Annotated in this window: 26 protein-coding genes; 9 read left to right on the top strand and 17 right to left on the bottom strand. The window is 72.8% G+C overall.

Annotation, left to right across the window (positions count from 1 at the left end):
- Positions 1–111: 111 nt before the first annotated feature.
- Positions 112–975, top strand: coding sequence for a MaoC family dehydratase (locus KM933_RS17790; protein WP_221353279.1), 864 nt, complete (start codon positions 112–114; stop codon positions 973–975).
- On the opposite strand, the gene KM933_RS17785 is transcribed toward KM933_RS17790, so the two are convergent.
- The 4 genes from KM933_RS17785 to KM933_RS17770 all read right to left on the bottom strand — a co-directional run bounded on the left by KM933_RS17785 (position 976) and on the right by KM933_RS17770 (position 3,470).
- The gene (locus tag KM933_RS17785; protein ID WP_221353277.1) at positions 976–1,689 is read right to left on the bottom strand and encodes a TetR/AcrR family transcriptional regulator; all 714 of its coding nucleotides are present in this window, start codon (positions 1,687–1,689) and stop codon (positions 976–978) included.
- 116 nt (positions 1,690–1,805) lie between these two features.
- On the bottom strand, positions 1,806–2,129 hold the full coding sequence (locus tag KM933_RS17780; RefSeq protein WP_221353274.1) for a DUF4229 domain-containing protein: 324 nt from the start codon (positions 2,127–2,129) through the stop codon (positions 1,806–1,808).
- A 174-nt stretch (positions 2,130–2,303) separates the two neighbouring features.
- On the bottom strand, positions 2,304–2,837 hold the full coding sequence (locus KM933_RS17775; protein ID WP_221353272.1) for a GNAT family N-acetyltransferase: 534 nt from the start codon (positions 2,835–2,837) through the stop codon (positions 2,304–2,306).
- A gap of 48 nt (positions 2,838–2,885) precedes the next feature.
- Positions 2,886–3,470: a hypothetical protein gene (locus KM933_RS17770; RefSeq protein WP_221353271.1), complete on the bottom strand. Its 585-nt coding sequence runs from the start codon at positions 3,468–3,470 to the stop codon at positions 2,886–2,888.
- A gap of 139 nt (positions 3,471–3,609) precedes the next feature.
- Here KM933_RS17770 and KM933_RS17765 point away from each other — a divergent pair, with 139 nt between their 5' ends.
- Positions 3,610–4,221 carry a TetR/AcrR family transcriptional regulator gene (locus KM933_RS17765; RefSeq protein ID WP_221353269.1) on the top strand — a complete coding sequence of 204 codons (612 nt, stop codon included), beginning with the start codon at positions 3,610–3,612 and terminating at the stop codon, positions 4,219–4,221.
- A gap of 76 nt (positions 4,222–4,297) precedes the next feature.
- On the opposite strand, the gene mqnE is transcribed toward KM933_RS17765, so the two are convergent.
- From mqnE to KM933_RS17740, 5 genes are all read right to left on the bottom strand, one after another.
- The gene (gene mqnE, locus KM933_RS17760; protein WP_221353267.1) at positions 4,298–5,461 is read right to left on the bottom strand and encodes an aminofutalosine synthase MqnE; all 1,164 of its coding nucleotides are present in this window, start codon (positions 5,459–5,461) and stop codon (positions 4,298–4,300) included.
- A gap of 103 nt (positions 5,462–5,564) precedes the next feature.
- Entirely contained in the window at positions 5,565–6,020 is a 456-nt protein-coding gene (locus KM933_RS17755) for an Lrp/AsnC family transcriptional regulator (RefSeq protein ID WP_149512072.1), read from the bottom strand.
- Positions 6,021–6,079: 59 nt separating this feature from the next.
- On the bottom strand, positions 6,080–6,769 hold the full coding sequence (locus KM933_RS17750) for a UbiX family flavin prenyltransferase (RefSeq protein ID WP_221353265.1): 690 nt from the start codon (positions 6,767–6,769) through the stop codon (positions 6,080–6,082).
- Positions 6,770–7,105: 336 nt separating this feature from the next.
- Complete coding sequence (mqnP, locus tag KM933_RS17745) at positions 7,106–8,032, bottom strand: menaquinone biosynthesis prenyltransferase MqnP (RefSeq protein WP_221353262.1); 927 nt, start codon at positions 8,030–8,032, stop codon at positions 7,106–7,108.
- On the bottom strand, positions 8,029–9,483 hold the full coding sequence (locus KM933_RS17740) for a menaquinone biosynthesis decarboxylase (RefSeq protein ID WP_221353260.1): 1,455 nt from the start codon (positions 9,481–9,483) through the stop codon (positions 8,029–8,031). Before KM933_RS17740 ends, mqnP begins: the two co-directional genes overlap by 4 nt.
- 118 nt (positions 9,484–9,601) lie before the next feature.
- On the opposite strand from KM933_RS17740, the gene KM933_RS17735 reads away from it, so the two are divergent.
- Complete coding sequence (locus KM933_RS17735; RefSeq protein WP_221353258.1) at positions 9,602–10,039, top strand: PLD nuclease N-terminal domain-containing protein; 438 nt, start codon at positions 9,602–9,604, stop codon at positions 10,037–10,039.
- Between the two features lie 25 nt (positions 10,040–10,064).
- Here the strand turns inward: KM933_RS17735 and KM933_RS17730 are convergent, their stop codons facing one another.
- The 5 genes from KM933_RS17730 to KM933_RS17710 all read right to left on the bottom strand — a co-directional run bounded on the left by KM933_RS17730 (position 10,065) and on the right by KM933_RS17710 (position 13,527).
- Positions 10,065–10,592, bottom strand: coding sequence for a hypothetical protein (locus KM933_RS17730; RefSeq protein ID WP_221353256.1), 528 nt, complete (start codon positions 10,590–10,592; stop codon positions 10,065–10,067).
- Positions 10,576–11,067 (bottom strand): RNA polymerase sigma factor, encoded by a 492-nt coding sequence (locus tag KM933_RS17725; protein WP_221353254.1) that lies wholly within the window; start codon positions 11,065–11,067, stop codon positions 10,576–10,578. Before KM933_RS17725 ends, KM933_RS17730 begins: the two co-directional genes overlap by 17 nt.
- A gap of 171 nt (positions 11,068–11,238) precedes the next feature.
- Positions 11,239–11,847, bottom strand: a complete 609-nt coding sequence (locus KM933_RS17720; protein ID WP_221353252.1) for a class F sortase — start codon at positions 11,845–11,847, stop codon at positions 11,239–11,241.
- Positions 11,844–12,215 (bottom strand): Tat pathway signal sequence domain protein, encoded by a 372-nt coding sequence (locus KM933_RS17715; RefSeq protein ID WP_221353250.1) that lies wholly within the window; start codon positions 12,213–12,215, stop codon positions 11,844–11,846. Before KM933_RS17715 ends, KM933_RS17720 begins: the two co-directional genes overlap by 4 nt.
- 196 nt (positions 12,216–12,411) lie before the next feature.
- Positions 12,412–13,527 (bottom strand): DUF418 domain-containing protein, encoded by a 1,116-nt coding sequence (locus KM933_RS17710; RefSeq protein WP_430727334.1) that lies wholly within the window; start codon positions 13,525–13,527, stop codon positions 12,412–12,414.
- A 524-nt stretch (positions 13,528–14,051) separates the two neighbouring features.
- On the opposite strand from KM933_RS17710, the gene KM933_RS17705 reads away from it, so the two are divergent.
- Positions 14,052–14,738 carry a response regulator gene (locus KM933_RS17705; RefSeq protein WP_221353246.1) on the top strand — a complete coding sequence of 229 codons (687 nt, stop codon included), beginning with the start codon at positions 14,052–14,054 and terminating at the stop codon, positions 14,736–14,738.
- 111 nt (positions 14,739–14,849) lie between these two features.
- Positions 14,850–15,917, top strand: coding sequence for a sensor histidine kinase (locus KM933_RS17700; protein ID WP_221353390.1), 1,068 nt, complete (start codon positions 14,850–14,852; stop codon positions 15,915–15,917).
- 291 nt (positions 15,918–16,208) lie between these two features.
- On the opposite strand, the gene KM933_RS17695 is transcribed toward KM933_RS17700, so the two are convergent.
- Positions 16,209–17,114, bottom strand: a complete 906-nt coding sequence (locus KM933_RS17695) for a helix-turn-helix transcriptional regulator (protein WP_221353244.1) — start codon at positions 17,112–17,114, stop codon at positions 16,209–16,211.
- 158 nt (positions 17,115–17,272) lie between these two features.
- On the opposite strand from KM933_RS17695, the gene KM933_RS17690 reads away from it, so the two are divergent.
- The 4 genes from KM933_RS17690 (at position 17,273) to KM933_RS17675 (ending at position 21,418) form a co-directional block, all read left to right on the top strand.
- Positions 17,273–18,055, top strand: a complete 783-nt coding sequence (locus KM933_RS17690) for an SDR family oxidoreductase (protein WP_221353242.1) — start codon at positions 17,273–17,275, stop codon at positions 18,053–18,055.
- 53 nt (positions 18,056–18,108) lie between these two features.
- Positions 18,109–18,339 (top strand): tautomerase family protein, encoded by a 231-nt coding sequence (locus tag KM933_RS17685; RefSeq protein ID WP_221353239.1) that lies wholly within the window; start codon positions 18,109–18,111, stop codon positions 18,337–18,339.
- A gap of 210 nt (positions 18,340–18,549) precedes the next feature.
- Entirely contained in the window at positions 18,550–18,915 is a 366-nt protein-coding gene (locus tag KM933_RS17680; RefSeq protein ID WP_221353237.1) for a GNAT family N-acetyltransferase, read from the top strand.
- 253 nt (positions 18,916–19,168) lie between these two features.
- On the top strand, positions 19,169–21,418 hold the full coding sequence (locus KM933_RS17675) for a hypothetical protein (protein ID WP_221353235.1): 2,250 nt from the start codon (positions 19,169–19,171) through the stop codon (positions 21,416–21,418).
- 33 nt (positions 21,419–21,451) lie between these two features.
- Here KM933_RS17675 and ccsB read toward each other — a convergent pair whose 3' ends face one another.
- Both ccsB and KM933_RS17665 read right to left on the bottom strand, forming a co-directional pair.
- Positions 21,452–22,588 (bottom strand): c-type cytochrome biogenesis protein CcsB, encoded by a 1,137-nt coding sequence (ccsB, locus tag KM933_RS17670; RefSeq protein WP_221353233.1) that lies wholly within the window; start codon positions 22,586–22,588, stop codon positions 21,452–21,454.
- Entirely contained in the window at positions 22,585–24,510 is a 1,926-nt protein-coding gene (locus tag KM933_RS17665) for a cytochrome c biogenesis ResB family protein (protein WP_221353231.1), read from the bottom strand. The genes ccsB and KM933_RS17665 overlap by 4 nt, the downstream gene beginning before the upstream one ends.
- Between the last annotated feature and the right edge of the window lies 1 nt (position 24,511).

The raw sequence follows: 24,511 nt of genomic DNA, 5'->3' as shown, positions 1-24,511 counted from the left end.
GTCCCCCGCGCCCCTGAAAGACGTGGCCCTGCCGTCCCGAGGGGGAGCGCCGCACGGGCCGGGCCGGAAAGTCGGTGCGGAAAGTCAGTGACGGACGACCTTACGGATGCCATGAACAGCCAGAGCGTCAGCAGTACGCCGTCCCTGTGGCCGTCGCTCGCCCGGGGAGCTCTCCTCTCGCCGTTCAAGCGGCCCGGGGCGGGGGCCGCCGCGCCCCGGACCCGGCTGGTCCTGCCCGGGGTCCGGGTCGACCTGGGCCGGCTCGCCGCGTACGAGCGGGTCTGCGGGTTCGGGACGGGGGCGGACGAGCTGCCCGTGACCTATCCGCACGTGCTCGGCTTCCCGGCGGCCATGCGGCTGATGAGCGCGCGGGCGTTCCCGCTGCCGCTGCTCGGCCTGATGCACACGTCCGTCGCCGTCACGCGGCACGGACCGCTCACGGCGACCGGTACGTACGAACTCACGGTGTACGTGGACGACTTGGTGCCCCACCGGCGCGGAACCGAGGCCGTCGTCGTGACCGAGGTGCGAGCGGGCGGGGACCTGGTGTGGGAGTCGCGCAGCAGGTACCTCGCACGCCATCGCACCGCGCCCACGGTGTCGGGTGACCCCGGCTCCGGCGGGCGGACCGCCGCCGAGGTGCCCGGACCCCTGCCCGTCCTCGCCGAGTGGCAGCTCGCGGGGGATGCCGGGCGGCGGTACGGGGCCGCGTCCGGGGACCGCAACCCGATCCATCTGCACCCTCTCACCGCCCGGCCGTTCGGCTTCCCCCGGGCCGTCGCGCACGGCATGTGGACCGTGGCCCGCTGCCTCGCCGAGCACGGGGTGCCGCGGGCCGCCGCGGTGCGGGCGGAGTTCAGGGCGCCGGTGCTGCTGCCGGGGACGGTGTCGTACGGGGCGAGGGGCGGCCGTTTCGAGATGCGCGGCACGGACGGCCGGCTGCACCTGGCGGGCGAGGTACTGCCGCTGCTCTGATCAGGGCCGCGCAGCCGCCTCCGGAGCCCCCGGAGCCCCCGGTGCCCGCGGTGCCTCTGGTGCCCGCGGTGCCTCTGGGGCCTCCTCCCAGGGCCGTCCCGCCATCAGGTCGCCCAGGCCCGCCCAGGCGAAGTTCATCAGGGTCGCGGCGGCCTGCCGGGCCGAGACGCCGGGGGTGACGTTGGCCCAGGCGGCGAGGGACTCGGCGGCGCCGACGAGGGCTTCCGCGAGACCCGCGACCTCACGCCCGGGCAGCGACGGGTCCCGGTGGGCCTCCCGCGCCGCGACCGCGATCAGCTGGGTGACGAACTCCACGATCTCCTCGCGCATCGAGGTGATCTCCGCGGCGAAGGGCTCCCCGTGCGTACGCGCCTGGAGGTGCAGCACCGCCCAGCCGTCCGGGTTCTGCGCGGTGTGGGTGAAGAACGCCCGCAGCCCTTCCCAGAGTTGGCGGTCGGCGGGCAGGTCCGGGCGGACCCCGGCGCGTACGGCCGCGGTCAGGGCGGCCGCCTCACGCCGGATGCAGGCGGTGAAGAGGTCTTCCTTGGAGTTCAGGTACAGGTAGACCAACGGCTTGGACACGCCCGCCAGGTCGGCGATCTCGTCCATCGACGCGGCCCGGTAACCCCGCTGCCCGAAGGTCCGCACGGCGGCGTCCAGCATCTGCTGCTCGCGTACGGCACGGGGCATCCGCTTGTTCTTCACTGCACCCATACGGGAAAGGGTATGTTCTGCGGGTCCGCGGGCGGCCGCGCCGGAGCCGGGTGCGGCCCGTGACCGGTCCGGTGACTCCTCCGGAACCTCTGCGGGAGGTCTGGTCCGGACCCTCTTCAGGAGGTCTGGCTCGGCTGGCTCCGGGTCCGCGGCGTCCCGTCCGCCACCGCGTCCACCGCCTCGTCCTCCTGGTTGCGGTTGGCCTCCAGGCTGGACTTCACGCGGTCGACGCGCTCGACGATCTGCACCGAGGCGCGGTCGCGCTCCTTGCGCAGGACGACGAAGCTGATGGGTGCCGAGACCAGCAGGGCGAGCATGACGATCCACATGCCGTTCGAGTCGCCGAGGCCGCGCGGGGCGACACCGGAGTAGACGAGGCCCCAGACGACCACGAGGCAGCCCGCGAAGATCCCTAGGCGCATCAGTGTGTAGCGGAGCATCTCAATCCACTCTTCCCGTTCCGGACGTTCCCCAAGGGCACCGTCCAGTGAAGCACGGGCGGGGCGCGATCTTGTAGGGGGGTGCTCGGCGCCTCCCCCAGTCGAGTCCTGATCGACTCCCGGTCGAATCACGATCGACTCCCGGACGGATCCCGGACGGATCCCGGTCGGGTCTCAGTCGAGGCGGCCCAGCGGCAGCAGCATCGTGATGTCGTCCCGGTCCTCGCCCGGGGCCACCCTGATCGCGTCCGGGACGCGACCGACCTCCTTGTAACCGCACGAGGCGTAGAAGTGCTCCAAACCCTCGCCGCCGCGGCAGGTGAGGCGTATCGCCTCGATGCCCTCGATACCGCGGGCGGCGTCGGCGGCAGCCGCGAGCAGGTCACGGCCGTAGCCCCTGCCCTGGTGCCCGGGGTGGACCATCACCGTGTAGAGCCACAGCCAGTGCTTCATCAGACGGTGGGTGTTGAGGGTGAGGAAGGCGGTCGCCGCGACGGAGCCGTCCTCGTCGCGGCCGACCAGGAGCCGGGTGCGCCCCTCGGCCATCGCGGCGAGGTGCTTCACGAGCTCCGGCCGTATCTCCTCACGGGAGACGGGGGGCACGAAGCCGACGGAGCCACCCGCGTTGGACACGTCGGCCCACAGGGTGACGATGCCGTCGTGGAGGGCGGGATCGACGGAGGGGTCGAGTGTGAACGTAAGGGCCATGCGTGCAGATTACTTATTACCTCGGGCGGGACTCAAGCGACTGCGGTGTCACACCCCGGCGCGAACACCGGTGCGGGTGCGGGTACGGGTGCGCCCCAGCCGGAGAGCGGAGACGAGGAAGAAGACGCCGCCGAGGAAGGCGTAGCCGGCGAGGCCCTTCAGCATGGGATCGTCGGCGCCGGCCTGGGCGAGGAACGACGCGCCGGCGAAGGTGGAGATGGCACCGCTGATGATCATCGCCCACTGGCCACCCAGTTTCCGGCGGACGGCACCCGCCACGAGCTGCGCGACCCCCGAGAGGACGGCCCAGGCTCCCCAGACCCGCAGGGCCGCCGGAACGCCGGACGTGGCGGCGACGGCCAGACCGACGGCCGCCAGCGAGCTGATCACGATGTTCGCGAGCAGGGCCGGAGCCGTACCGCCGTTCGCCCTGGCGGACCGGGCGTCGACGACCGCGGCGGCCACGTCGAACAACGGGTAGACCACCAGCAGCGTGCCGCTCACCGGTCCCAGCGTGTCACCGGCGGTCGCGAACAGCAGGGCGGCCCACACCGCGGCGAACGCGAAGCGCACGAAGTACAGCTTGCGCAGGACCACGGGATCGCCGGCGGGGGTGTTCACGGAGGTGTCCACAGGAGTGCCTTTCGGTTTCGGCGGAAGCGCCGATGCGAATGAAGGAGAACGTTCGGTCTCGTTGCGCACAGTCAAGGGGCAGCCGACAGCCCTTGTCAATACCGAACGTTCTCCCTCATTGCTTTGCTACGCTGGCGCCATGAGTCGAAGGCCGGAGGGCGGCAGCACGTCGGAGGCGCGGGCGCGGCTGCTCACGACGGCGACGAGGATCTTCTACGCGGAGGGGATCCACTCCGTCGGCGTCGACCGGATCACCGCGGAGGCGAAGGTGACCCGGGCCACGCTGTACCGGCACTTCTCGGGCAAGGAAGAACTCGTCCTCGCGTACCTGGACCAGGCCGACCAAGGGATCCGGGGGCAGGTCGCCGCCGCCCTGGCGGGCGACGGGTCGGCGGCCGACCGGGTCCGGGCCGTCGCCAGGGCCATCACCGAGGGCATCCGGTCCCCCGGTTTCCGCGGATGCGCCTTCCTCAACGCGGTGGCCGAGTACCACGACCCCGCCCACCCGGTCCACCGGGCCGTCCTGGCCCACCGGGAGTGGTTCCTGAACACCGTCACGGATCTGCTGGCCCGGACGGGTGGGGAGCCCGGCGAGGAGTCCGCCGACGCGGACGCCCGGCACTTCGTCATGCTCAGGGACGGCGCGATGGCGGCCGGCTGCCTCTTCGACCCGGAACTGGTCTCCGACACCTTCCTCCGGGGCGTGGAGGGAATCCTGCGAACGCGAACGGCCCCGCCGTCCGCTCCGTAGGAGCGTCGGCGGGGCCGGGCCAAGGCTGAGGCCAAGGCTGGGGCCGGGGCCGGGGCCGGGACGCGGACTGGACCGTTCAGACCCGCATCGGCTGCGGCGTGTCCCGCCGGTCCGCGGCGGCGGGCTCGTACTCGCGGATGATCTCGTACCGCGTGTTCCGCTCGACCGGGCGGAAACCGGCGTCGCGGATCAGGTCCAGCAGGTCCTCGCGGGTCAGCTTGTTCGGGGTGCCGTAGTTGTCGGCATCGTGCGTGATCTTGTACTCGACGACCGAGCCGTCCATGTCGTCGGCCCCGTGCTGCAGCGCGAGCTGGGCCGTCTGGACGCCGTGCATGACCCAGAAGACCTTGACGTGCGGCACGTTGTCGAAGAGCAGCCGCGAGACCGCGAAGGTCTTCAGGGCCTCCGCGCCCGTCGCCATCTGGGTACGCGCCTGGAGGCGGTTGCGGACCTTGCCGTCCTTCATGTCCACGAAGTCGTGCTGGTAGCGCAGCGGGATGAAGACCTGGAAGCCGCCGGTCTCGTCCTGCAGCTCACGCAGCCGCAGGACGTGGTCGACCCGGTGGCGGGGCTCCTCGATGTGGCCGTACAGCATCGTGCACGGGGTCTTCAGGCCCTTCTCGTGCGCGAGGCGGTGGATGCGCGACCAGTCCTCCCAGTGGGTGCGGTGGTCGACGATGTGCTGCCGCACCTCCCAGTCGAAGATCTCCGCGCCGCCGCCGGTGAGGGACTCCAGGCCCGCGTCGATCAGCTCGTCGAGGATCTCGGAGGCGGACAGCCCGCTGATCGTCTCGAAGTGGTGGATCTCGGTGGCGGTGAACGCCTTCAGGGAGACGTTCGGGAGGGCCTTCTTCAGCTCGCTGAGCGAGCGCGGGTAGTACCGCCACGGCAGGTTCGGGTGCAGGCCGTTGACGATGTGCAGCTCGGTGAGGTTCTCGCCCTCCATCGCCTTGGCGAGCTTCACCGCCTCCTCGATGCGCATCGTGTACGCGTCCTTCTCGCCCGGCTTGCGCTGGAACGAGCAGTAGGCGCACGACGCGGTGCACACGTTCGTCATGTTGAGGTGGCGGTTGACGTTGAAGTGGACGACGTCGCCGTTCTTGCGGGTGCGCACCTCGTGGGCGAGCCCGCCCAGCCAGGCCAGGTCGTCCGACTCGTAGAGCGCGATGCCGTCCTCACGGGTCAGCCGCTCACCGGCCCGGACCTTGTCCTCCAGCTCGCGCTTGAGCCCGACGTCCATGCGTGTACCTCTCCCTGTGACCTGTGCGACCTGTGCGACCTGCGTGACCTGCGCGACCTGTGCCGATTCGCGTCAACCGCTCAACCGTACTCCCGCGCCCGTGCTACTCCTCCTCGGGCAGCTCGCCCACCCGGTTCTCCCACTTCGTGGAGAGCACGATGGTGGTACGGGTCCGGGAGACGCCCTTGGTGCCGGACAGCCGCCGGATGGTCCGCTCCAGGCCGTCCACGTCGGACGCCCGCACCTTGAGCATGAAGGAGTCGTCACCGGCGATGAACCAGCAGTCCTCGATCTCGTTCAGGTCCTTCATCCGGCGTGCCACGTCCTCGTGGTCGGCGGCGTCGGAGAGCGAGATGCCGATGAGGGCGGTGACGCCGAGGCCGAGCGAGGCCGCGTCGACCGTCGCGCGGTAACCGGTGATGACACCGGCGGCCTCCAGGCGGTTGATGCGGTCGGTGACACTGGGCCCCGACAGTCCGACGAGGCGTCCCAGTTCCGCGTAGGAGGCCCGGCCGTTCTCCCTGAGGGCCTGGATGAGCTGCCTGTCCACCGCGTCCATGCGATCGATAGCCTTCCGCTGAAGTGTTCCTGAGGTGATGTACGTGCTGTGCGTCGTGCTCAGGTGGTGCTGCGGGAGCCGCCGCCCAGTTCGCCCTCCCAGCGGCGGTAGAGCGTGTGCCCGACGCCCGCCGCGTCCAGCACGCGTCCGGCGACGAAGTCCACGAGGTCCTGGATGTGCGTGGCCCCCGCGTAGAACGCCGGGGAGGCCGGCAGCACGGTCACACCCGCGTCGTCGAGCGTGACGAGGTGCCGCAGGGTCTGTCCGTTCAGCGGGGTCTCCCGGACGGCGACGACCAGCTTGCGTCCCTCCTTGAGGGTGACGCTCGCGGCCCGCTGCAACAGGTCCTTGGAGAGGCCGAGCGCGACCCCCGCCACGCAGGCGGTGGAGGCGGGCACGATCAGCATGCCCTTGCAGGGGTACGAGCCGGAGGACGGCCCCGCCGCCAGGTCCCCCGCGCTCCAGTGGCGTACGTCGTCGAGACGCCCCTCGATGTCCCCGGAGAAGGTGCCGGTCCTGCCGTCGGCGCCCCGGGCCAGCCACTCCCGCAGGTCGTCCCGCCAGTGGGCGTCCCGGAAGCCGATCCCGGTCTCGTCCAGCAGGGTGAGCCGCGAGGCCCGGGAGACGACCAGGTCGACGCTCTCACCGGCTGCGAGGAGGGCGCGCAGCACGGCGGCGGCGTACGGCGTTCCGGACGCACCGGAGACCCCCACGATCCAAGGCCGGCGCTGAGTTTCTCCTGCGTTCACACCCCGAGCCTACCGGCGCGGCGGTACCGGCTCAGGACCGGTGGCGCGCCTTCGGGTCCTCGGGCAGCCGCCCGGTGCCGAGCGTCGGCGCGCCCAGCGACGAGCCGACGCCCAGCTCGGTGGCGTACGGGACGACATCACGACCGCCCCGCGTACGCCCCCCCCGTCCGGGCGCGTCAGATCCAGATCGACCTCGCGGGGGCCGTGGGACGACTCGACGTTCCGCACACCGGTCCGGCTCAGGTACATCGGGCTCGGCTTCCTCCGGGTCGGGGCCGCACACGGCGGCACTCGGCAGGAGGGACCCCAGTGCGCGGCCCCGCCGGGCGCCGCCGGCTAGACCGTCAGCCCCCGTACCAGCAGGTCCAGCAGCGCGCACACGAACAACGCTATGCCGATGAAGCCGTTGACCTGGAAGAACGCTCGGTTCAGGCGGGTCAGGTCGGTCGGGCGGACGATCGTGTGCTCGTAGACGAACGCGGCCGCCACGATCAGCAGGCCGAGCCAGAAGAGGACGCCCGCGTCCGTGGCCAGCGCGAACCAGACGAAGAGGGCCGTCGTGACCGCGTGGCAGCCGCGGGCGCCCCAGATCGCCGCCGGGATGCCGAAGCGCGCCGGGACCGACTTCACGCCGACCTCGCGGTCCGTCTCCACGTCCTGGCAGGCGTAGATCAGGTCGAAGCCGCCGATCCAGATGCCGACCGCGAGACCGAGTACCACCGCGTCCCAGGACCACTCGCCCGTGATCGCCAGCCAGCCGCCGATCGGGCCCATGGCCTGGGCGAGAGCGAGGATGGCCTGCGGGAAGTTCGTGAACCGCTTGCCGTACGGGTAGACCACCATCGGGACCACCGCGACGGGGGCGAGGGCCAGGCACAGGGGGTTCAGGAGCGCCGCCGCCGCCAGGAAGACCACCAGGGCGACCAGCGCGCCCGTCCAGGCGTGCTTCACCGACATCGCGCCGGTGACCAGCTCGCGGTGGGCCGTACGCGGATTGCGGGCGTCGATCTCCCGGTCGATGATCCGGTTCGCGGCCATCGCGAAGGTGCGCAGCCCGACCATCGCGACGGTGACGAGGAGCAGCCGGCCCCAGTGGATGTTCCCGTCCAGCTCGAACATCGCCGTCAGCGCCGCGATGTACGCGAAGGGCAGCGCGAACACGGAGTGCTCGATCATGACCAGCCGCAGGAACGCCTTGGTCCGGCCCTGCTGCGGCTGCGGCTGGGGCTGGGGCTGCGGAACCGCCGCCGATGCGCTGCTCACGAGAGTCCGTACTCCTTCCAGCGGCGGTCGACCTTCGCCGCCGTCTCCGGGTCCGACAGGACCATCTCGGGCCAGCCCCCGTCCCGCGTGTAGCCCTCCTCGGGCCACTTCCTCGTGGCGTCGATGCCCGCCTTGCCGCCCCAGAACTGCTGGTAGGAGGCGTGGTCGAGGTGGTCGACCGGCCCCTCGACGACGGTGAGGTCGCGGGAGTAGTCCGTGTTGCCCAGCGCGCGCCACGCGACCTCGTGCAGGTCGTGGACGTCGCAGTCGGCGTCGACGACCACGATCAGCTTGGTCAGGGACATCATGTGGGCGCCCCAGACGGCGTGCATGACCTTCTGGGCGTGCTTCGGGTACTTCTTGTCGATCGCGACGATCGCGCAGTTGTGGAAACCGCCCGCCTCGGGGAGGTGGTAGTCCACGATGTCCGGCACGATGATCTTGAGGAGGGGGAGGAAGAACCTCTCCGTCGCGCGGCCCAGCGGACCGTCCTCCGTCGGCGGGCGGCCGACCACGATCGACTGGAGGAGCGGGCGCTTGCGCATCGTCACGCAGTCGATCGTCAGGGCCGGGAAGGGCTCCTGCGGCGTGTAGAAGCCGGTGTGGTCGCCGAAGGGGCCCTCCGGGAGCATCTCCCCCGGCTCCAGCCAGCCCTCGATGACGACCTCGGCCTGCGCCGGCACCTGGAGGGGCACCGTCTTGCAGTCGACCATCTCGATCCGCTTGCCCTGGAGGAACCCGGCGAAGAGGTACTCGTCGATGTCACCGGGCAGGGGCGCGGTGGAGGCGTACGTCACCGCCGGCGGGCAGCCGAAGGCGATGGCGACCGGCAGCCGTTCGCCGCGGCGCGCGGCCACCGCGTAGTGGTTGCGGCTGTCCTTGTGGATCTGCCAGTGCATGCCGATGGTGCGCTTGTCGTGGCGCTGGAGCCGGTAGAGCCCGAGGTTGCGGATACCGGACTCGGGGTCCTTGGTGTGGGTGAGCCCGAGGTTGAAGAAGGACCCGCCGTCCTGCGGCCAGGTGAACAGCGCGGGCAGGGCGTCCAGGTCGACGTCGTCGCCGCGGAGCACCACCTCCTGGACCGGCGCGTCCTTCACCTTCTTCGGCGGTACGTGCGTCATGGCGCCGAGCTTCCCGAACGCCTCGCGCACCCCGACGAAGCCCTGCGGCAGCTCGGGCTTCAGCAGTCCGCCGATCTTGTCGCTGATGTCGGCGTACGACTTCAGGCCGAGCGCCTTGAGCAGGCGGCGGTCCGTCCCGAAGACGTTCATCGCGAGCGGCATCGCCGAGCCGCGCACGTTCTCGAAGAGCAGCGCGGGGCCGCCCGCCTTCTGCACGCGGTCGACGATCTCCCCCACCTCCAGGTGCGGGTCCACCTCGGCCTTGATGCGCTGGAGGTCGCCCTCGCGCTCCAGGGCCCGGAGCAGGGAGCGAAGATCGTCGTAAGCCATGCGTTCCAGTATCGGCTACTCGCTACGCTGGCTTCATGACGGGGGCCGCCCAGCCGGTCCTGATGCCCGTGGGCATCACCGCACGCACTCTCCACAGCAACAGCAGGGGGACCACCGCATGCTTCGGGTGCTGATGATCCTGGTGCCGCTGGCACTCAGCATCTACGCGTTCATCGACTGCATCACCACCGATGAGAAGGACGTCCGCTACATTCCGAAGCCCCTCTGGGCCATCCTCGTGCTGCTCTTCCCGCTCGTCGGCTCCGTCTCCTGGCTGATCGTCGGCCGCGCCCGCACCCCGCGCGGCGCGTCATCGGCCCGCCGGGGCGGCTGGGTCGCGCCCGACGACAATCCCGACTTCCTGAAGTCCCTCAGGGACGACAGCAAGGACAAGAAGGACAAGGGGAGTAAGGGGAACAAGGGGGACGGCAAGAGGGACGGCAAGGACAGCGGTACGGGCGACGGCAAGGACGAGAAAACGGACGGGAGCCCGGACGGGAGCCCGGACGACACCGGCGGCGAGGGCCCCGGGGACGCCGCCCCGCCGAAGCCCTGAGGGACCCGCGGCCTCCGCGCGTCCGTCATCCGCTTCCGGGGGTGGCGCCTGGCGTCCTTCCGGCCTCCGACGGCTGGAGGGGTGTCGGTACCGGTGTCGGTACCGAGGTCGGGGCGGAGGTGGCCGCCCGCGTCGGCGGGTTGCCCGGGGCGACCTCGGGGGGACTCCCCTGTGTGCCGGAACTCTCACTCGGACCCGTGTCGGCGGGCCGGGACTCCACAGGGCCGGATGACGGCGACGGCGGCGGACCGGACGGAGTCGGCGGGCCGCTGACGGACGGCGGACCGCTGACGGACGGCGGGGCGAGCGGGACCGTCGGGGAGGCGGGCCGCTCGGGCGGGGCCAGCAGGACCGGCAGCGCCACGGCGGCGGTGACCGCGCCCAGCAGACCGGCCCCGGCCGCGGCCCGGAGCAGCTTCCGGCGGACCGCACCGCGGCGGATCGCCTCGTACCGGCCCGCCGGAGGGCCGAGGAGGTCCGAGGGGGGCCGCAGGATCACGGCGAGGGGGTCGTCGGGGTCGAAGTCCGGGCCGTCGTCAGAGTGTGTGATCAACGCTTCTCCTCAGCTGGGCACGGAGCAGTTCGCGGGCCGCGTGGAGGTCGGCCTTGACGGTCCCTTCCTTGCGCCCGGTCAGCACGGACACCTCTCTGATCGGCATGTCGGCGTAGTAGTGCAGCAGGATCGGGACGCGCAGCCGTTCCGGCAGCGACTGCACGAGCAGGCGCACCGACGGATCGGCCTGCTCGGTCCCGGGGCGGACGGCCGCCTCGACCGTCGCCCGGCGCACCGCCCTGCGTTCCCGCTCCAGTTTGCGCCAGTGGTCCCGGACGAGGTTGGCCGCGGTGACGTAGAGGAAGCCGCGCGGCTCCGCCACGGAGGTCCAGCGGGCCCAGAGCCGGGTGAACGCCTCCGAGGCGATCTCGTGGGCCGTCCCGTCGTCGTCGACCAGGCGCCGGCACCAGCCGGCGAGGCGCGGATAGAGGGCGGCGAACAGCTCGGACGCTGCCTCCTCACGGGACCGTTTCAACGTTCTCCAGGTCGTGGCGCCGACCGGTCGGCGGACCGGTGGGACTCGTGCTCGTGGAAGAGGATCCCGGACCGTCGGCGTACGGTTCCGTCTGCGTACGGTTGCGTCGGCCCGGGATCCGCAGTTCTTGCGGGATCTACGGCATCTGCGGGATCTGCGGGATCTGCGGCATCAGGGGCTGCCCGCGCTCAGCGCGGCGAAGACGATCACGCTGTCGCGGTACCCGTCGCCGCTGCGCGGGCCGCCGCACGTGATGAGCCGCAGCTCGGGGCGGCCCACGTCCCCGTAGACGTCCTCCGTCGGGAAGTCCGCCTGGGCGACCGTCCGTACACCGCTGACGGCGAACCGGGCCGACGTGCCGTTCTCCAGGCGTGCCACGATCGCGTCGCCGCGCCGCAGCCGTGCGAGGTGACGGAAGACACCGTCCCCGTACGCGCCGACGGTGACGTGGCCGACGATCACCGATGGGCCGACCTGGCCGGGCGTCGGCGAGTGCCGGTACCAGCCCGCCCGGTCGTCGGCCTCGACCGGCGGTACCTGCATGGCGCCGTCCGGGTCCAGCCCCAGCCGCATGACCCGGGTGTCGACCCGGATGGCCGGGATCCGCAGCCCGACCGGCACCGAACGCCCGAGGGCGCGCACCGTCCTCCCCGACTCCCCCGACTCCCCCGGCGCGCTGCCCGAGGGTTCCGGGGACGGCGGCGTGCTCCCGCCACCGCAGCCCACGAGCAGGGAGGCCGTCGCCGCGGTGACGAAGGCGCGCCTGGAGGGCGGGGTCATGCTCCGGTCGCCCGCCGGCGGCGCACGACGTAGAACGCGGCGCCGGCCGTCGCGAACGCCGCGGCGGCGCCCCCGCCGATCAGGGCACCCCCGCCGTCGGAGTCCGTCGACGCCACACCGGTGTCGGGCGCGCCGCTCGGCACGACGGAGACCTCGCTCGCGTCCGGCGCCTTGCTCGGTGCGACGGTCGGCTCGGTTCCCTCGGTCGGCGCCTCGGTCGGCGCGTCGCTCGGTGCCTGCGTCGGCGCGGTGCTCGGTGCCTCGGTGGCGGGGACGGGGGTGGGGGACGTGTCGGCGACCGCGGGCACCGTGCTCGCCAGCACGGCGGTGCACGCGATTGCCAGGGCGCTGAGGACGGTTCGGCGCATGAAGGGCTCTCTTTCGTCGGTCCGCCCGCGCGGGGCCGGGCGGGCGGTGTGTCGGGAATCGGGCGGAGAGACGAGGCAGCGGCGGGACGGGTTGCAAAGGAATGGCAAAACCCCGAACCGGTGGCCGGTGGTGTACCGGATCCGGTGGTGTACGGGATGTGGAGTGCGGGATGTGGAGTGCGAGGCACGGCTCCGCTTACCTGACGAAGCGCGCGACCTCGGTGACGGCGCCGAGCACGTGTTCCAGCGGACCGCGACGGAAGAAGCGGGACCAGACGACGGCGAGCAGTGTGACGGCCGCGCTGAAACCGGCCAGCACCCGCAGCGGGGAACCGGGCAGCTCGTCGATGCCGAGGAGCTGGATGCCGACGACATGGAAGACGTACGCCGTGAGGGACATCGCGCCGACCGCGGTGACCGGTGCGGCGAGCCGGCGGAAGCGGGGCAGGCACTCGACCGCGGCGACGCAGCCGGCCAGTACGGCGAGGGCCACGCCCGTGTTGCCGACGACGGAGAGCGTGGTCTCGCTGTGCGGGGAGGCCGCCCAGAGCCAGGCCGCGGTGTCGCCGCTCGGGTAGCCGGCCGTGTCCGACCACCACAGGGACAGGGCCGACCCGGATCCGTACCCCTCCTCCCGGATGTCGGCGGTGAGGGCGTCGCGGACCCCGGGGACCAGGTGCAGGGCCACCCACGAACCGCCGTACCCGAGTACGGCCAGCCCGGCGCCGGTGGCGGCGAGCCGGACGCGTACGGCGGTGGCCGCGAGGTCGAGCCTCGCCGTCGCCATGCCCGCGAGGACGAACGGGATCCAGGCCGGCACCGGGTAGCCGCCGGTGAACAGCAGCTCGACGAACCCGTCGGTGCCGCCGGCACGGGCCAGCGGGTCGTACCGCAGGACGGTGTCGGACCATGTGCCGTTCTCGGCCGACCGGGCGACGGGGTGGAGGAGCTGGGGCAGCAGCAGGGCCGTGCCGGCGGCGAGGGCGGCCAGGGGGGCGGGACGCAGCCGGCGGAAGGGCAGGACCATGACGAAGAGGAGGCCGTAGTACGCCAGGATCACCTCGACCGGGGTGTCGGTGGAGGTCAGCCAGGTGCCGAGGGCGAGCAGGACGACGGCCCGGATCAGCACCTTGGCGACGGCCCGGCGTCCTTCGCGGCCCGTCTTCGGCGTACGGCGGCCGGTCATGAGGACGATCGAGAAGCCCGCCAGGAAGGCGAAGAGGGCGGAGGCGCGGCCGTGGGCCAGCTCCATCACGAATCCGGTGGCTCCGCCGGTGGTGGAGGGGTCGGGGCCGACGTGGGCCGCGTACATGCCGAAGACGGCGAGACCGCGGGCGAGATCGACACCGACGAGCCGACCGGCCGGGGTCGGGCCTGCGTTCGAGCGCGAGTCCGGATCCTTGTTCGGGAACGGATCCGGACCTGGGTTCGAGTGCGGATCCGGACTCGGGTTCGAGTGAGGGCTCGGGTGAGGGTCCGGACCTGCGTCCGAGTGCGGGGCCGGACCTGCGTCCGAGTGCGGGGCCGGACCTGCGTCCGAGTGCGCGTCCGAGGTCGGTGGCCGGGTCGGCGGCGGGTTCGACGGCCGGGTAGGAGAAGCGGCGGGGGTGATGCGCTCCGGGACGTTCTGCGTCATGCTTCCACCCTGGGAAGAGCGCAGGTCACAGCCCATCCGCCGGGCATCCGGCGATCCCCCGCCGGGCGGCCGGACCGCCCCCGCCGGGTGGCGGATCCGGCGGTCTCCGGCGGGGCGGTGTGCACCGGTGTGCCTACGCTTGACTCGGCACCGGCGGGCGGGCGGGACGAGCGGGCACGGGGCGGGCGGGGGCGGGGCGCGTGATCCGGGTTCAGGTGGTGGACGACGAGGCGCTGGTCCGGTCCGGCTTCGAGCTGATCCTCGACGCGGCCGACGACATCGAGGTCGTCGCCACCTGCGTCGGCGCGGACGCGGTCGCCGCGGTACGGCGCCTGCGGCCCGACGTGGTGCTGCTGGACATCCGGATGCCGGACGTGGACGGGCTGACCGTGCTGCGCGGGATCCGGACGCTGCCGGAGGCGCCCGTGGTCGCGATGCTGACCACCTTCGACTCCGACGAGTACATCGTGACGGCCCTGCGGTCGGGCGCGGCCGGGTTCATCCTCAAGGACACCGAGCCGGAGCAGCTGGCCCAGCTCGTGCGGGCGCTCGCCGCAGGCGGGGTGGTGCTGTCGCCGAAGGCCTCGCGGTCGATGCTGCACGGCCACCCCGGGCCCGGAGCGGCCCACGACGACGATCCGGGCGTACGGCGGGTCGCCCTGCTCAGCGGACGGGAGCGCGAGGTGCTCGTGCTGGTCGCCGAAGGACTCTCCAACACCGACATCGGAGCGCGGCTGCACCTCAGCGCGGGCACGGTGAAGGACCACGTCAGCGCGATCCTCACCAAGCTGCGGGTGGGGAGCCGGGTCCGGGCGGCGCTGCTCGCCCAGCGGGCGGGGCTGCTGGGCGGGCAGGGCGGCGGGCGGCGCGGGGACGCCGAGCGGTGAGGCTCGTCAGGCGACTGCCGGTTCCGCGGCCCGCGAGGAGCGGGGGCGCCACGGGCGGCCGGGCCGCCCGAGCCACCACGCCGGGCCGGGAGACCGAGACCGGCCGACGCGCTGCTCGTCGCGTTCGCGTCCGTGGACGTCTGGCTCCAGCTCCATCACGGGCAGGGCACGGTGGAGGCGGCCCTCTCGGCCGCCGCCTGCGCGGCGCTGGCCGTGCGGCGGCGCCTCCCCCTCCCGGTCTTCCTGCTGTCGCTGCCCGCCGCGCTGTTCTCGTCGGTCGTGGTGGTGCCTCTCGCCGCCCTCTACACCCTGGCCGAACGCAGCCGGGACCGGCGGCTGCTGACGGTGTGCGCCACCGCGTCGGCGGTGGCCTCCGCGCTGCCGTGGCCGCTGTCGGACTACGCGACGGACGACCGCTTCTGGACGTTCGTCGACTTCGTCTACCTGCTGGCGACGGCCGCCGCGCCGGTCTTCCTGGGCCAGCTGGTGCAGGTCCGGCGCGATGTCGCGGCCCGGCTGGCCGAGGTCGAGGAGGCCCGCGAGCACGAACGCCGGCTGCACGCCCAGAGCGTGCTGGCCCGCGAACGCGCCCAGCTGGCGCGGGAGATGCACGACGTCGTCTCCCACCAGGTGAGCCTCATCGCCGTACGGGCCGGGGCCCTCCAGGTCGGCGCGCGGGACGCCGGGACGCGCGAGGCCGCCCGGACGATCCGCCGGCTCAGCGTGACCACGCTGGACGAACTGCGGCACATGGTCACGCTGTTGCGCGCCTCCGGGGTCCGCACGGGCGAGCTGACACCGCAGCCGACGCTGGCCGACCTGCGGCAGCTGATCGACACGAGCGGCATCGAGGTGACGCTGGAGGGCGAACTGCCGCCCGGCATCGGGGCGCCGGTCCAGCGGGCGGTCTACCGGACCGTGCAGGAGGCCCTCACCAACGTCCGCAAGCACGCGCCGGGCGCCACCGCGACGGTGCGCCTGTGGCACGGGGGCGACGGGCTGGGCGTGACGGTCACCAACACCGCGCCGACCCGTGCCGTCCTCGAACTGCCCGGCTCCCGGCTCGGACTGATCGGCCTCGGCGAACGGGCCGAGAACCTCGCCGGCTCCTTCGAGGCGGGCCCCACACCGGACGGCGGCTACCGGGCACACCTGCGCCTGCCCGCGACGGCCGATTAGGCCCCGGTGTCCCAGCCCGGACGCCAGCCGCAGAGCAGCGGGGTGATCATACGTTCGTCGCCGTGGCGGTCTGCTCGCTGTGTTCGCGCCTCATCCGCATGACGGTGGCGGGTGAGGAACTCCGGCCCGGCACCGCTCGCCTTCGGTCCCGCGGCGGGCACGGCGAGTTCGACGCCGCGGCCGAGCCGCTTGTGTCCGTGGACGACGAGTCCCCGGCCGGAGAACGTGTCTCTGTGCGGGTGGGGGTCGCCACGCCTTGCCGGGAGGGCGTCCCTCCCTCCGCGGCGCGGGTCAGCGCTGCGATCCGGACTCCGCCACGGACGGCCTCTCCGGTGCCATGCCCTCCGTGACGCCCAGTTCCTGGGTCCCTACGACGGACAGCAGTTCCAGCTGCTCGGCTCCCGGGCTTCCGGGCGGAGCGGTGAACCACAGCAGGCGTTGCCGTCCGTCCTCGCTGAGGAGGTTGTAGCAGTCGAGTTCGATGACGCCGAGCATGGGGTGGATGATCCTCTTGTGGTCCATGCGGCGCACCGCGACGTCGTGGGTGTCCCAGAGTGCTGCGAACTCCTGGCTGTGGCGGCGTAGCACGGCGACCATCTTCGTCACCTCCGTGTCCCGGCCGCGCCGGGCGGCCGCTGCCTGGAGGTCGGCCACGAACACCCGGGAGTGCTGCGGGTGGTCCTCGGGCGGGTAGATCTCGCGCGCCCGGGGGTCGGTGAACCAGCGGTACACGAAGCTCGCCGCCGGGCCGCGGTGTGCCGGGGACCTGCCGAGCAGGGTCAGGGCCAGGTCGTTCTCCACCAGGGTTTCGTGCAGGTCGGTGATGACGCGCGCGGGAGTGCCGGACAGCCGGTCCAGGAGTCCGAGGAGCGCGGGCTGCACGTGCGCCGATGGTCCGTGTACGGACGGCGGGACCGGCCGTTCGGCCAGGTGGAACAGGTGGTCGCGCTCGTCGCCGTTCAGGCGCAGGGCTCGGGCGAGGGCGGCCAGGGTCTGGGCCGACGGCTGCACCCTGTTTTTCGTGCCGCCGCGTTCCAGCTCGGTGTAGTAGTCGGCTGACAGCCCTGCCAGCTGCGCGACTTCCTCGCGGCGCAGCCCGGGGACGCGCCGGCGTGGGCCTTGGGGGAGACCGACCTCGGCGGGACGGATGCGGTCGCGGCGTGTCCTGAGGAAGGCACCGAGTTCTGGAAGGTTCACCCCTCCATGGTCACTCGTGCGCCGGAGCGCAGCCAGGGGGTGGCATCCCCTGGGTGGACACAGCCCTGGCTGGGGAGGGAGGACCGGCCGATCGTGGAGGACGCAGCAGGGCAACGGCAGGACCGCGGCCCCACCCCCATCCACCCCAGGAGTCAGCCATGCCTGTCCCCATCACCCTCGACGGGACCGCTGCCCCGACCCGGCGCTCCGCCTCACCCCGTGTCGCGATCGTCACCGGCGGCTCGCGCGGCATCGGCCGCCGGACCGTCGGCCGGCTGGCCGCCGACGGGTACGCCGTCGTGGTCGGCTACGCCGACAACCGGGACGAGGCCGAGGCAGCCGTGCAGGAGGCCGCCACCGCTGGTGGCCGGGCGATCCCGGTACGCGCCGACGTCGCCGACGAACACGCGGTCGCAGCCCTGTTCGACACGGCCGAAGCAGAGTTCGGCGGCGTCGACGTCGTCGTGCACGCGGCCGGGCGGATGCACCTGGCACCGATCGCCGAGCTGGACCTGGCCGTCCTGGACGACCTGCACCGCACCAACATCCGCGGCACGTTCGTCGTCGTCCGGCAAGCCGCCCGCCGGGTGCGCCCCGGCGGCGCGATCGTGACGTTCTCCACGTCCGTGGTGGGGCTTGCCTTCCCGGGTTACGGCGCGTACGCCGCCGGCAAGGGCGCGGTCGAGGCGCTGACGCTGATCCTGGCCCGGGAGCTGCGGGGCCGGGACGTCACCGCCAACACCGTCGCGCCCGGCCCCACGGCCACCGACCTGTTCCTGGACGGCAAGGACGAGGAGACCATCGCCCGCCTGGCCGCCCGGTCTCCGCTGGAGCGCCTCGGTACCCCGACCGACATCGCCGAGGTCGTGGCGTTCCTGGCCGCACCGGCCGGCCACTGGATCAACGGACAGGTAGTCCGCGCCAACGGCGGAATCGTCTGAACCGCCCGCGGCCATTCCATGTAACACCCCATTGAGAGAAGGAACGACCAGCCATGCCTTTCGCGAACTTCAAGGTCCCCGAGAAGACCCTCACCCCGAAGCAGAAGGAGGAGATCGTCACCCGCACCACCGAGCTGTACGTCGAGCTCTACGGCGAGCGCGCCCGCGACAACACCATGGTGCTGGTCGAGGAGGTCGCCGACGGCGGCTGGGGCATCTCCGGCAACGTGCTGACCCTCGCCGTGCTCGGCGGGGCGGCACCGACCGGCACCAGCGACGCCTGACCGCACCCACCGGCCGCCATCCGGCCAGGACGGCACCTTGGAACCGGGGGCCACCGGGTCGAGCGTCCGGCCACACGGCCTCGTTCATCCGGGGGCCGGTGAGATCTGCGAAGCCTTTCATCGTGCCCCGTCCCCGCATCCCACCGGTGTCCGCCGGAGTGCGGGGACGGGGCACGGCCACGGAGGAGCCGGGCAACGACACGTACCCGGTTGACGCCCGCCGCCCTGTCCCCCGACGAGGTGCGGGACCGCGCCCGGCGGTACCACCTGGAGGTGGCGTACCTGGACGGCGTGCTGGTGGGGTGCAGGACGGTACGGCCACCGCGGGGCGAACAGGCGACCGCCACCGTCATCGTCCGCGTGCTCCCCGCCCACCGCCGCCGGGGTTACGGCGGACTCCTGCACGCACGGGCGCTGACGACCGCCCGTGAACTCGGTGCCCGGACGATCGGGACGGTCGTACTGGCCGCCGGCACCGAGGGGCTGCGGTTCGCGCGGACGCACGGGTACGTCGAGGCCGACCGTTACGTGATTCCGGGCGAGAGCGAGCTCTGGATCGATCTGCGGCTGGTCTGAGACCGGTCGAGGCACCCCCGGCCGGTGCGCCGGGACCACGGGGGCGTGTGGGTCGGGGCGCCGGGCGTGAAGGGGATCGCGAGCGCCCCCGGCCGGCTGTTCCGCGGTCGGACTCCGGTGGCGGGCGGGACATTTGCGCAAGGCGATCGACACGATGCGGTCCACTCCGGAACAACGGCCCCCGCGCGGCCCTCGATTGATACACCTCACCTCAACACGAGAACCGGACCCACGGGCCCCAGGGGGAGATGCGGTGCGCAGAGGGCTGCTCGGCCGAGGGGCGTTGTTCGACACGGAGCCGCCCGGCCTCGCGCCACGGCTCGTCGGCCTGCGCCCGTTCCAGCACGGCGCGACGAGTCCGTACGAGCATGCGAGGGACCTCCCCCTCGTGGTGTTCACCGGTGCCCGCGGACTCGGCAAGAGCGCGCTGCTGGAGGAGATGCGGGCGGCGTACGAGGGGCACACGCCCGTCGCGCTCGTCGACTGCGAGGCGGATCTGTTCGGCGGGCCGCCCGCGCACCGGCCGCGGGAGGTCTGGTCCCCCGTGTCCCAGGCACTGGTGACGATCGCCGAGCAGCTCGCGGAACCCGTGGCCGACGCGGGGCGGATACCGTTCCCGCGGCTCGCGGTGGGCCTGCTGGCCGTGGCGGCGGGCGGCTGGAACGACCGGGACCTCCCCCGCATCCGCCGGGAGGCCGAGCGCATCCTGCTGCTGAACGACACGGGCTCGTGGGTCGCCGGACTCGGCGGGCCCGGAGGACCCGGAGGGCCCGGCGGGTCGGGGAGTCGCCGGGTCGGCCGGATGGCGGCCCGGCTCACCGGCGCGCTGACCGGACCGGTGGCCGGAGGGCCGGCCGGCGGACCGTCACCCGGATCACCACCCGGATCACCGCTCGGATCCCCGACCGGATCACCGCCCGGTACCGGGCCGGTCGTCGAGCCCGTCGTCGAGGCGGCCCTGGAAGCCTTCTCCGAAGGGGTCTCGCCGACGTACCGCAGGCTGCGCAAGGCCGCCACCTGGTACCGCGACCACCCGAACGCCGGCGGCAACCCCAAGCTCGGACTCCTGCTGCTCTCCGGGCACTTCAGGGCGGGCGGCGCCCCCCGCACCCACGCCGAGGGACATCTCGTACGGGCCCTGCTGGCCGACCTCGACGACGCGTACGGCGGCCCGCTGCCGCGCGGGCACCGGCCCGGACGCCCGGTGGTCCTCGTCGACAACGCGCAGAGCGGGCCGGGCGCCGGTCTGATCGGAGCCGTCCTGCGGGACCGCGCCGACGGCATCGCCGACCGGGTGGCGTTCTTCGCCGGGCTGCGCGGCCACGGCCACCCCGCGCTGCGCAACGCGACCCGCGCCACCCTCTCCGGCCTCGCCCGCACCAGTGGATGGGAGCCCGGCGCCACGGCCTCCTCACGGGCACTGCTCGTGCCGCTGCCGCCCCTGTCCCCCGACGACACCCCGCGGGTCGTCGAGGCGGCCTGCCGCGGGCTGGCCGTACCGTCCCGGCTGCCGTGCGCCGCCCACCGGCTGACCGGCGGCAGCCCGCTCGGCACCGCGCTGCTCGCCGAGTCCGCCCGGCAGAACCTGCCCCGGGGCGCCGTGACGCCCGGCGACCTGCTCACCGCCCGCCTTGTACCGCAGCCGGAGCACGGCGGGGGTGAGCACGGCGGACGCCCCGCCTACCGCGAGCTGCTCGACCGTCTGGCGCCCGGCAGGCGGCGGGACGAGCTGGCGCTGCTCACCGTGGCCCACGACCACGAGTCGGCGTGCGCGCTGGCGGCGGCCCGCCTCCCCGCCCGGTTCGGCGCGGCGGAGGTCCTCGCCCTGGAGGCCCGGCTCGCCGGGGAGGGCGTGCCCACGGTCCCCGGGCACTTCGTCGGCGACCCGCTGCTGCGCGCGCTGCTCCTGCTCGACCTGCACCGCAGGGAACCGGACCACGCCACCTGGAGGGCCGCCCACCGCACGCTCCTCGCGTACTACACGGACACCCCGACGGTCCCGGCGGCCCCGGAGACCCCGGAGACCCCGGAGGACAGCGGGGACGGTGCGGAGCGGCGTGCCCTGCGCCGCCTCCACCACGGACTCGCCCTCGGGGCCGCCGAACCTGCCGTCACGTACCTGCGCGACGCCTTCCACCACCGTGCCGCGGTGCGGTGGCTGTCCGCGCTGGCCTTCCTCGCATCGGCCCCGTACCACTCCGGAAGCGAAACCGGGACCGGGACCGACGACCGGGTCCCGGTCGCCCTCGGCCGCGCCGGCACCGGACCGCGTCCGCCGGACGACGCCGACACCGCGCTGCACCTGCGGGTGCGCCGGCTCCTGTACGGGGTCTGGCAGGTGACCGACCCGCTGGCGCTGCCCGACCCGGTCGTCGCCGAGCGGCTGCGGTCCGAGCTGGAGCACCTGTCGAGGCTCCGCCCCACGGACGCCGAGCCCCTGCGCCGGGCCTCCCGGAACTGGCCGCGGGACGCCCTGGCGGGCCGACCCCTGCGCGTCGGCTAGACGGGGAGCGGGGGAATCGGTCCCGCCGGGGTGTCAGCCGACGTCGGCGTACGAGTGCTTGCCGGAGACGAAGATGTTCACGCCGTAGTAGTTGAACAGCCAGCAGGCGAAGGCGATGAGCGCGATGTACGCGGCCTTGCGGCCCTTCCAGCCGGCCGTGGCGCGGGCGTGCAGGTAGCCGGCGTAGACGACCCAGGTGATGAACGACCAGGTCTCCTTCGGGTCCCAGCCCCAGTAGCGGCCCCACGCGTCGCCCGCCCAGATGGCACCGGCGATGATCGTGAACGTCCACAGCGGGAAGACGGCGGCGTTCACGCGGTACGAGAACTTGTCGAGCGACGCCGAGGAGGGCAGCCGCTCCAGCACCGAGGTCGCGAACCGGCCCGGCCTGCCGCCGCTCACGAGCTTGTTCTCGTACGAGTCCTTGAAGAGGTACAGGATCGTGCCGACCGCGCCCACGTAGAAGACCGCGCCGCAGAAGATCGCCGTGGAGACGTGGATGTACAGCCAGTACGAGTGCAGGGCGGGCACCAGCTGGTCGCTGGCGGTGTAGAGGACCGTGACGGCCAGACCGAGGTCCAGCAGGACCGTCGTCGTCAGGAAGAGGCCCATCCAGCGGACGTTCTTCTTCATCGCGAGCAGCGAGAGGTACACGCCGACCGCGACCGTGGAGAAGGTGATGTTGAACTCGTACATGTTGCCCCACGGCGCCCGCTGCACCGACAGGGCGCGGGCGAGCACACCGCCGAACGCGATGAGGAAGGCGAGCGCGGTGAGCGAGACCGCGATCCGGCCGTAGAGGTCGCCCTGCTCGTCGCCGCCGTGCGCGCCGGGCCCGTCCGGTACGTCGCGCGCGCCGGCCACGGCCCGGGTGACGACCTCGGGCCGCTCCAGTACGGCGGTGCCGCCCGCGTTCTGCACGGTGACCGCGGGGGCGCCCTTGCTCCCCTTGGCGTCCTTGGCGTCGTCGCCCGCGGTCAGCGCGGCGGCCGTGCGGCCGACCTTGCTGCGGCTGCCGAGGAGCCATTCGGCGATGTACGCGAAGAACGCCAGCGTGTAGACGGCCATCGCGGAGTAGATCAGCGTGTTGCTGAGGTTCGCGAGGTTCTCGTTGGTCGCGGCGGCGAGTTGGGTCGCGCCGGCGAGATCGGGTGCGGCGGCGAGAGTCACTTGGTCTCAGCCCCTTCGGCAGGTGCGGCGGGAGGTTCGGGGGTCGGGGTCTCGCTGGAGCCCGGGGCGTCCAGGGTGTCCTGGGCGTCGGGGGTGTCGGGGGTGTCCGGGGACTCAGCGGCGCCCGGAGCGACGTCGTACAGGTGGCCGGCCAGGACGCCCAGCTCCTCCGGGAGCCTGGCGGACTCGCTGCGGCCCAGGCCCGCCATCTCGACGACCGTGACGCCGTCGGGGCCCGTGACCGCGCGCACCCAGACGCGGCGGCGCTGGATGAAGAGGGAGGCGGCGAGACCGAAGATGGCGGTGAGCGCCCCGGCCAGCGCCCAGCCGGAGCCGGGCTGCCGGGTCACCTGGAAGTTCGCCCACTCCTTGATCTCCTTCTCGAAGGTGATCGAGCCGGCGCCGTCCGGGAGCTGCATGGTCTCGCCGGGCCTCAGGTTCTCCCGCAGCTGCGTGCCCTTGGCGTTCCTGAACTCCTTCAGGTTCCTCTTCTCCAGCTGGTACACGCTCTGCGGCAGGCCCGCGTCGACACCGAGGTCGCCGTGGTACGCCTCCAGGTTCAGCACCGGGTTCAGCAGCGCCGGGAACTGCGAGACCACCGCGGTGCCGTCCCCCCCGTACGCCGGGAGGAAGAACGCCTGGAAGCCGAGCTGCTCCTTCTCCCCCTCGGCGTTGCGGTAGCCGTCCATGACCTTGACCACGCCGGTCGAGGTGGAGTTGGAGTCGAGGGGCAGCAGCGGCACGGCCTGGCGGTAGACGACGTCGCCCTTGCCGTCCCGGACGGTGACGACGGGCGCGTAGCCGTGGGCGGTGAGGTAGACCTTCGAGCCGTCGATCTCCAGCGGCTCGTTGACCTTGACGGTCCTCTTCTTCTCCTCGCCGTCGGCGCCCACGCTGTAGTCGACGGTCGCCTGGTACGTGCGCGGGGTGCCCCGGTTGGGTCCCGTCGTCTCGTACGTGCCCTCGAAGTCCTTCAGGACGAAGCTGAACGGTTCCAGGTCGTCCGTGTCGAAGAGGCTCCCGGACTTGAAGTCGTCGTACTGCATGAGGGTGTTCGCGAAGCCGTCGCCCTCGACGATCAGCTTGTTGCCCTCGGACTTGAAGAGCTGGCCCCAGGCGAAGGCGGTCAGCATCACGATCAGCGCGATGTGGAAGGCGAGGTTGCCGACCTCGCGCAGGTAGCCCTTCTCGGCGGCGACCGCGTCCCCGGCCGGGTGCGCGCGGAAGCGCCGCTGCCGGAGGAGCTTCAGCGCCTCCTCGCGGACCTCCTCGGGGGCCGCCCCGGTCCGCCAGGTCGTGTACGCGGGCAGCCGGGTCAGCAGCCGCGGCGCACGCGGCGGGCGGCCGCGCAGCTGGCCGACGAACTGCCAGGTGCGGGGGACGATGCAGCCGATGAGGGAGACGAAGAGGAGGATGTAGATCGCGGAGAACCAGGCGGAGCTGTACACGTGGAACAGCCCGAGCTTCTCGTAGATCGGCCCGAGTGTGGTGTGCCGCTCCTGGAAGTCGGCCACCTTCATCTCGTCGGTCCCGGACTGCGGGATCAGCGAGCCGGGGATCGCGCCGAGGGACAGCAGGAAGAGCAGGAGCAGCGCGACCCGCATCGAGGTCAGCTGCCGCCAGATCCAGCGGGTCCAGCCGAGGGCCTCGCGGCCGGCCCACCCGAGCCATCCCGCGGCACCGGGCGCGCGTGCACCGCCGAAGGAGCCGGGCACCGTCGTCTCGCGGGGCGCGGTGGAGAGCTGGGCCCCGGCGTCACCGAACTCGCCCGCGTCCCGCACCGAAGCACCGTCCGTGCCGCTTCCCCCACTCGTCGTGGGGTTGTTGTCGGTCCCGCTGTTCGTCCCGCTGTTCGTCCCGCCGTCGGTCCCGCTGTTCGTCCCGTCGCCGGTCCGCACGTCGGTGTCCCGTGTCGTGCCCATG

Source organism: Streptomyces beigongshangae (assembly GCF_019710745.1).
Lineage (GTDB): Bacteria > Actinomycetota > Actinomycetes > Streptomycetales > Streptomycetaceae > Streptomyces > Streptomyces beigongshangae.
The sequence above is the reverse complement of the archived record's forward strand: the minus strand, read 5'-3'. Positions and strand labels throughout refer to the sequence as shown.

Excerpts from the sequence above, each read along its gene's own strand:
- KM933_RS17755 (WP_149512072.1), bottom strand. The coding sequence starts at position 6,020 with ATGGACGCGGTGGACAGGCAGCTCATCCAGGCCCTCAGGGAGAACGGC.
- KM933_RS17785 (WP_221353277.1), bottom strand. The coding sequence starts at position 1,689 with ATGGGTGCAGTGAAGAACAAGCGGATGCCCCGTGCCGTACGCGAGCAG.
- KM933_RS17720 (WP_221353252.1), bottom strand. The coding sequence starts at position 11,847 with ATGACCCCGCCCTCCAGGCGCGCCTTCGTCACCGCGGCGACGGCCTCC.
- KM933_RS17765 (WP_221353269.1), top strand. The coding sequence starts at position 3,610 with ATGAGTCGAAGGCCGGAGGGCGGCAGCACGTCGGAGGCGCGGGCGCGG.
- KM933_RS17715 (WP_221353250.1), bottom strand. The coding sequence starts at position 12,215 with ATGCGCCGAACCGTCCTCAGCGCCCTGGCAATCGCGTGCACCGCCGTG.
- KM933_RS17685 (WP_221353239.1), top strand. The coding sequence starts at position 18,109 with ATGCCTTTCGCGAACTTCAAGGTCCCCGAGAAGACCCTCACCCCGAAG.
- KM933_RS17735 (WP_221353258.1), top strand. The coding sequence starts at position 9,602 with ATGCTTCGGGTGCTGATGATCCTGGTGCCGCTGGCACTCAGCATCTAC.
- KM933_RS17710 (WP_430727334.1), bottom strand. The coding sequence starts at position 13,527 with ATGTACGCGGCCCACGTCGGCCCCGACCCCTCCACCACCGGCGGAGCC.
- KM933_RS17665 (WP_221353231.1), bottom strand. The coding sequence starts at position 24,510 with ATGGGCACGACACGGGACACCGACGTGCGGACCGGCGACGGGACGAAC.
- KM933_RS17790 (WP_221353279.1), top strand. The coding sequence starts at position 112 with ATGAACAGCCAGAGCGTCAGCAGTACGCCGTCCCTGTGGCCGTCGCTC.
- KM933_RS17690 (WP_221353242.1), top strand. The coding sequence starts at position 17,273 with ATGCCTGTCCCCATCACCCTCGACGGGACCGCTGCCCCGACCCGGCGC.
- KM933_RS17740 (WP_221353260.1), bottom strand. The coding sequence starts at position 9,483 with ATGGCTTACGACGATCTTCGCTCCCTGCTCCGGGCCCTGGAGCGCGAG.
- mqnE (WP_221353267.1), bottom strand. The coding sequence starts at position 5,461 with ATGGACGTCGGGCTCAAGCGCGAGCTGGAGGACAAGGTCCGGGCCGGT.
- KM933_RS17780 (WP_221353274.1), bottom strand. The coding sequence starts at position 2,129 with ATGCTCCGCTACACACTGATGCGCCTAGGGATCTTCGCGGGCTGCCTC.
- KM933_RS17775 (WP_221353272.1), bottom strand. The coding sequence starts at position 2,837 with ATGGCCCTTACGTTCACACTCGACCCCTCCGTCGATCCCGCCCTCCAC.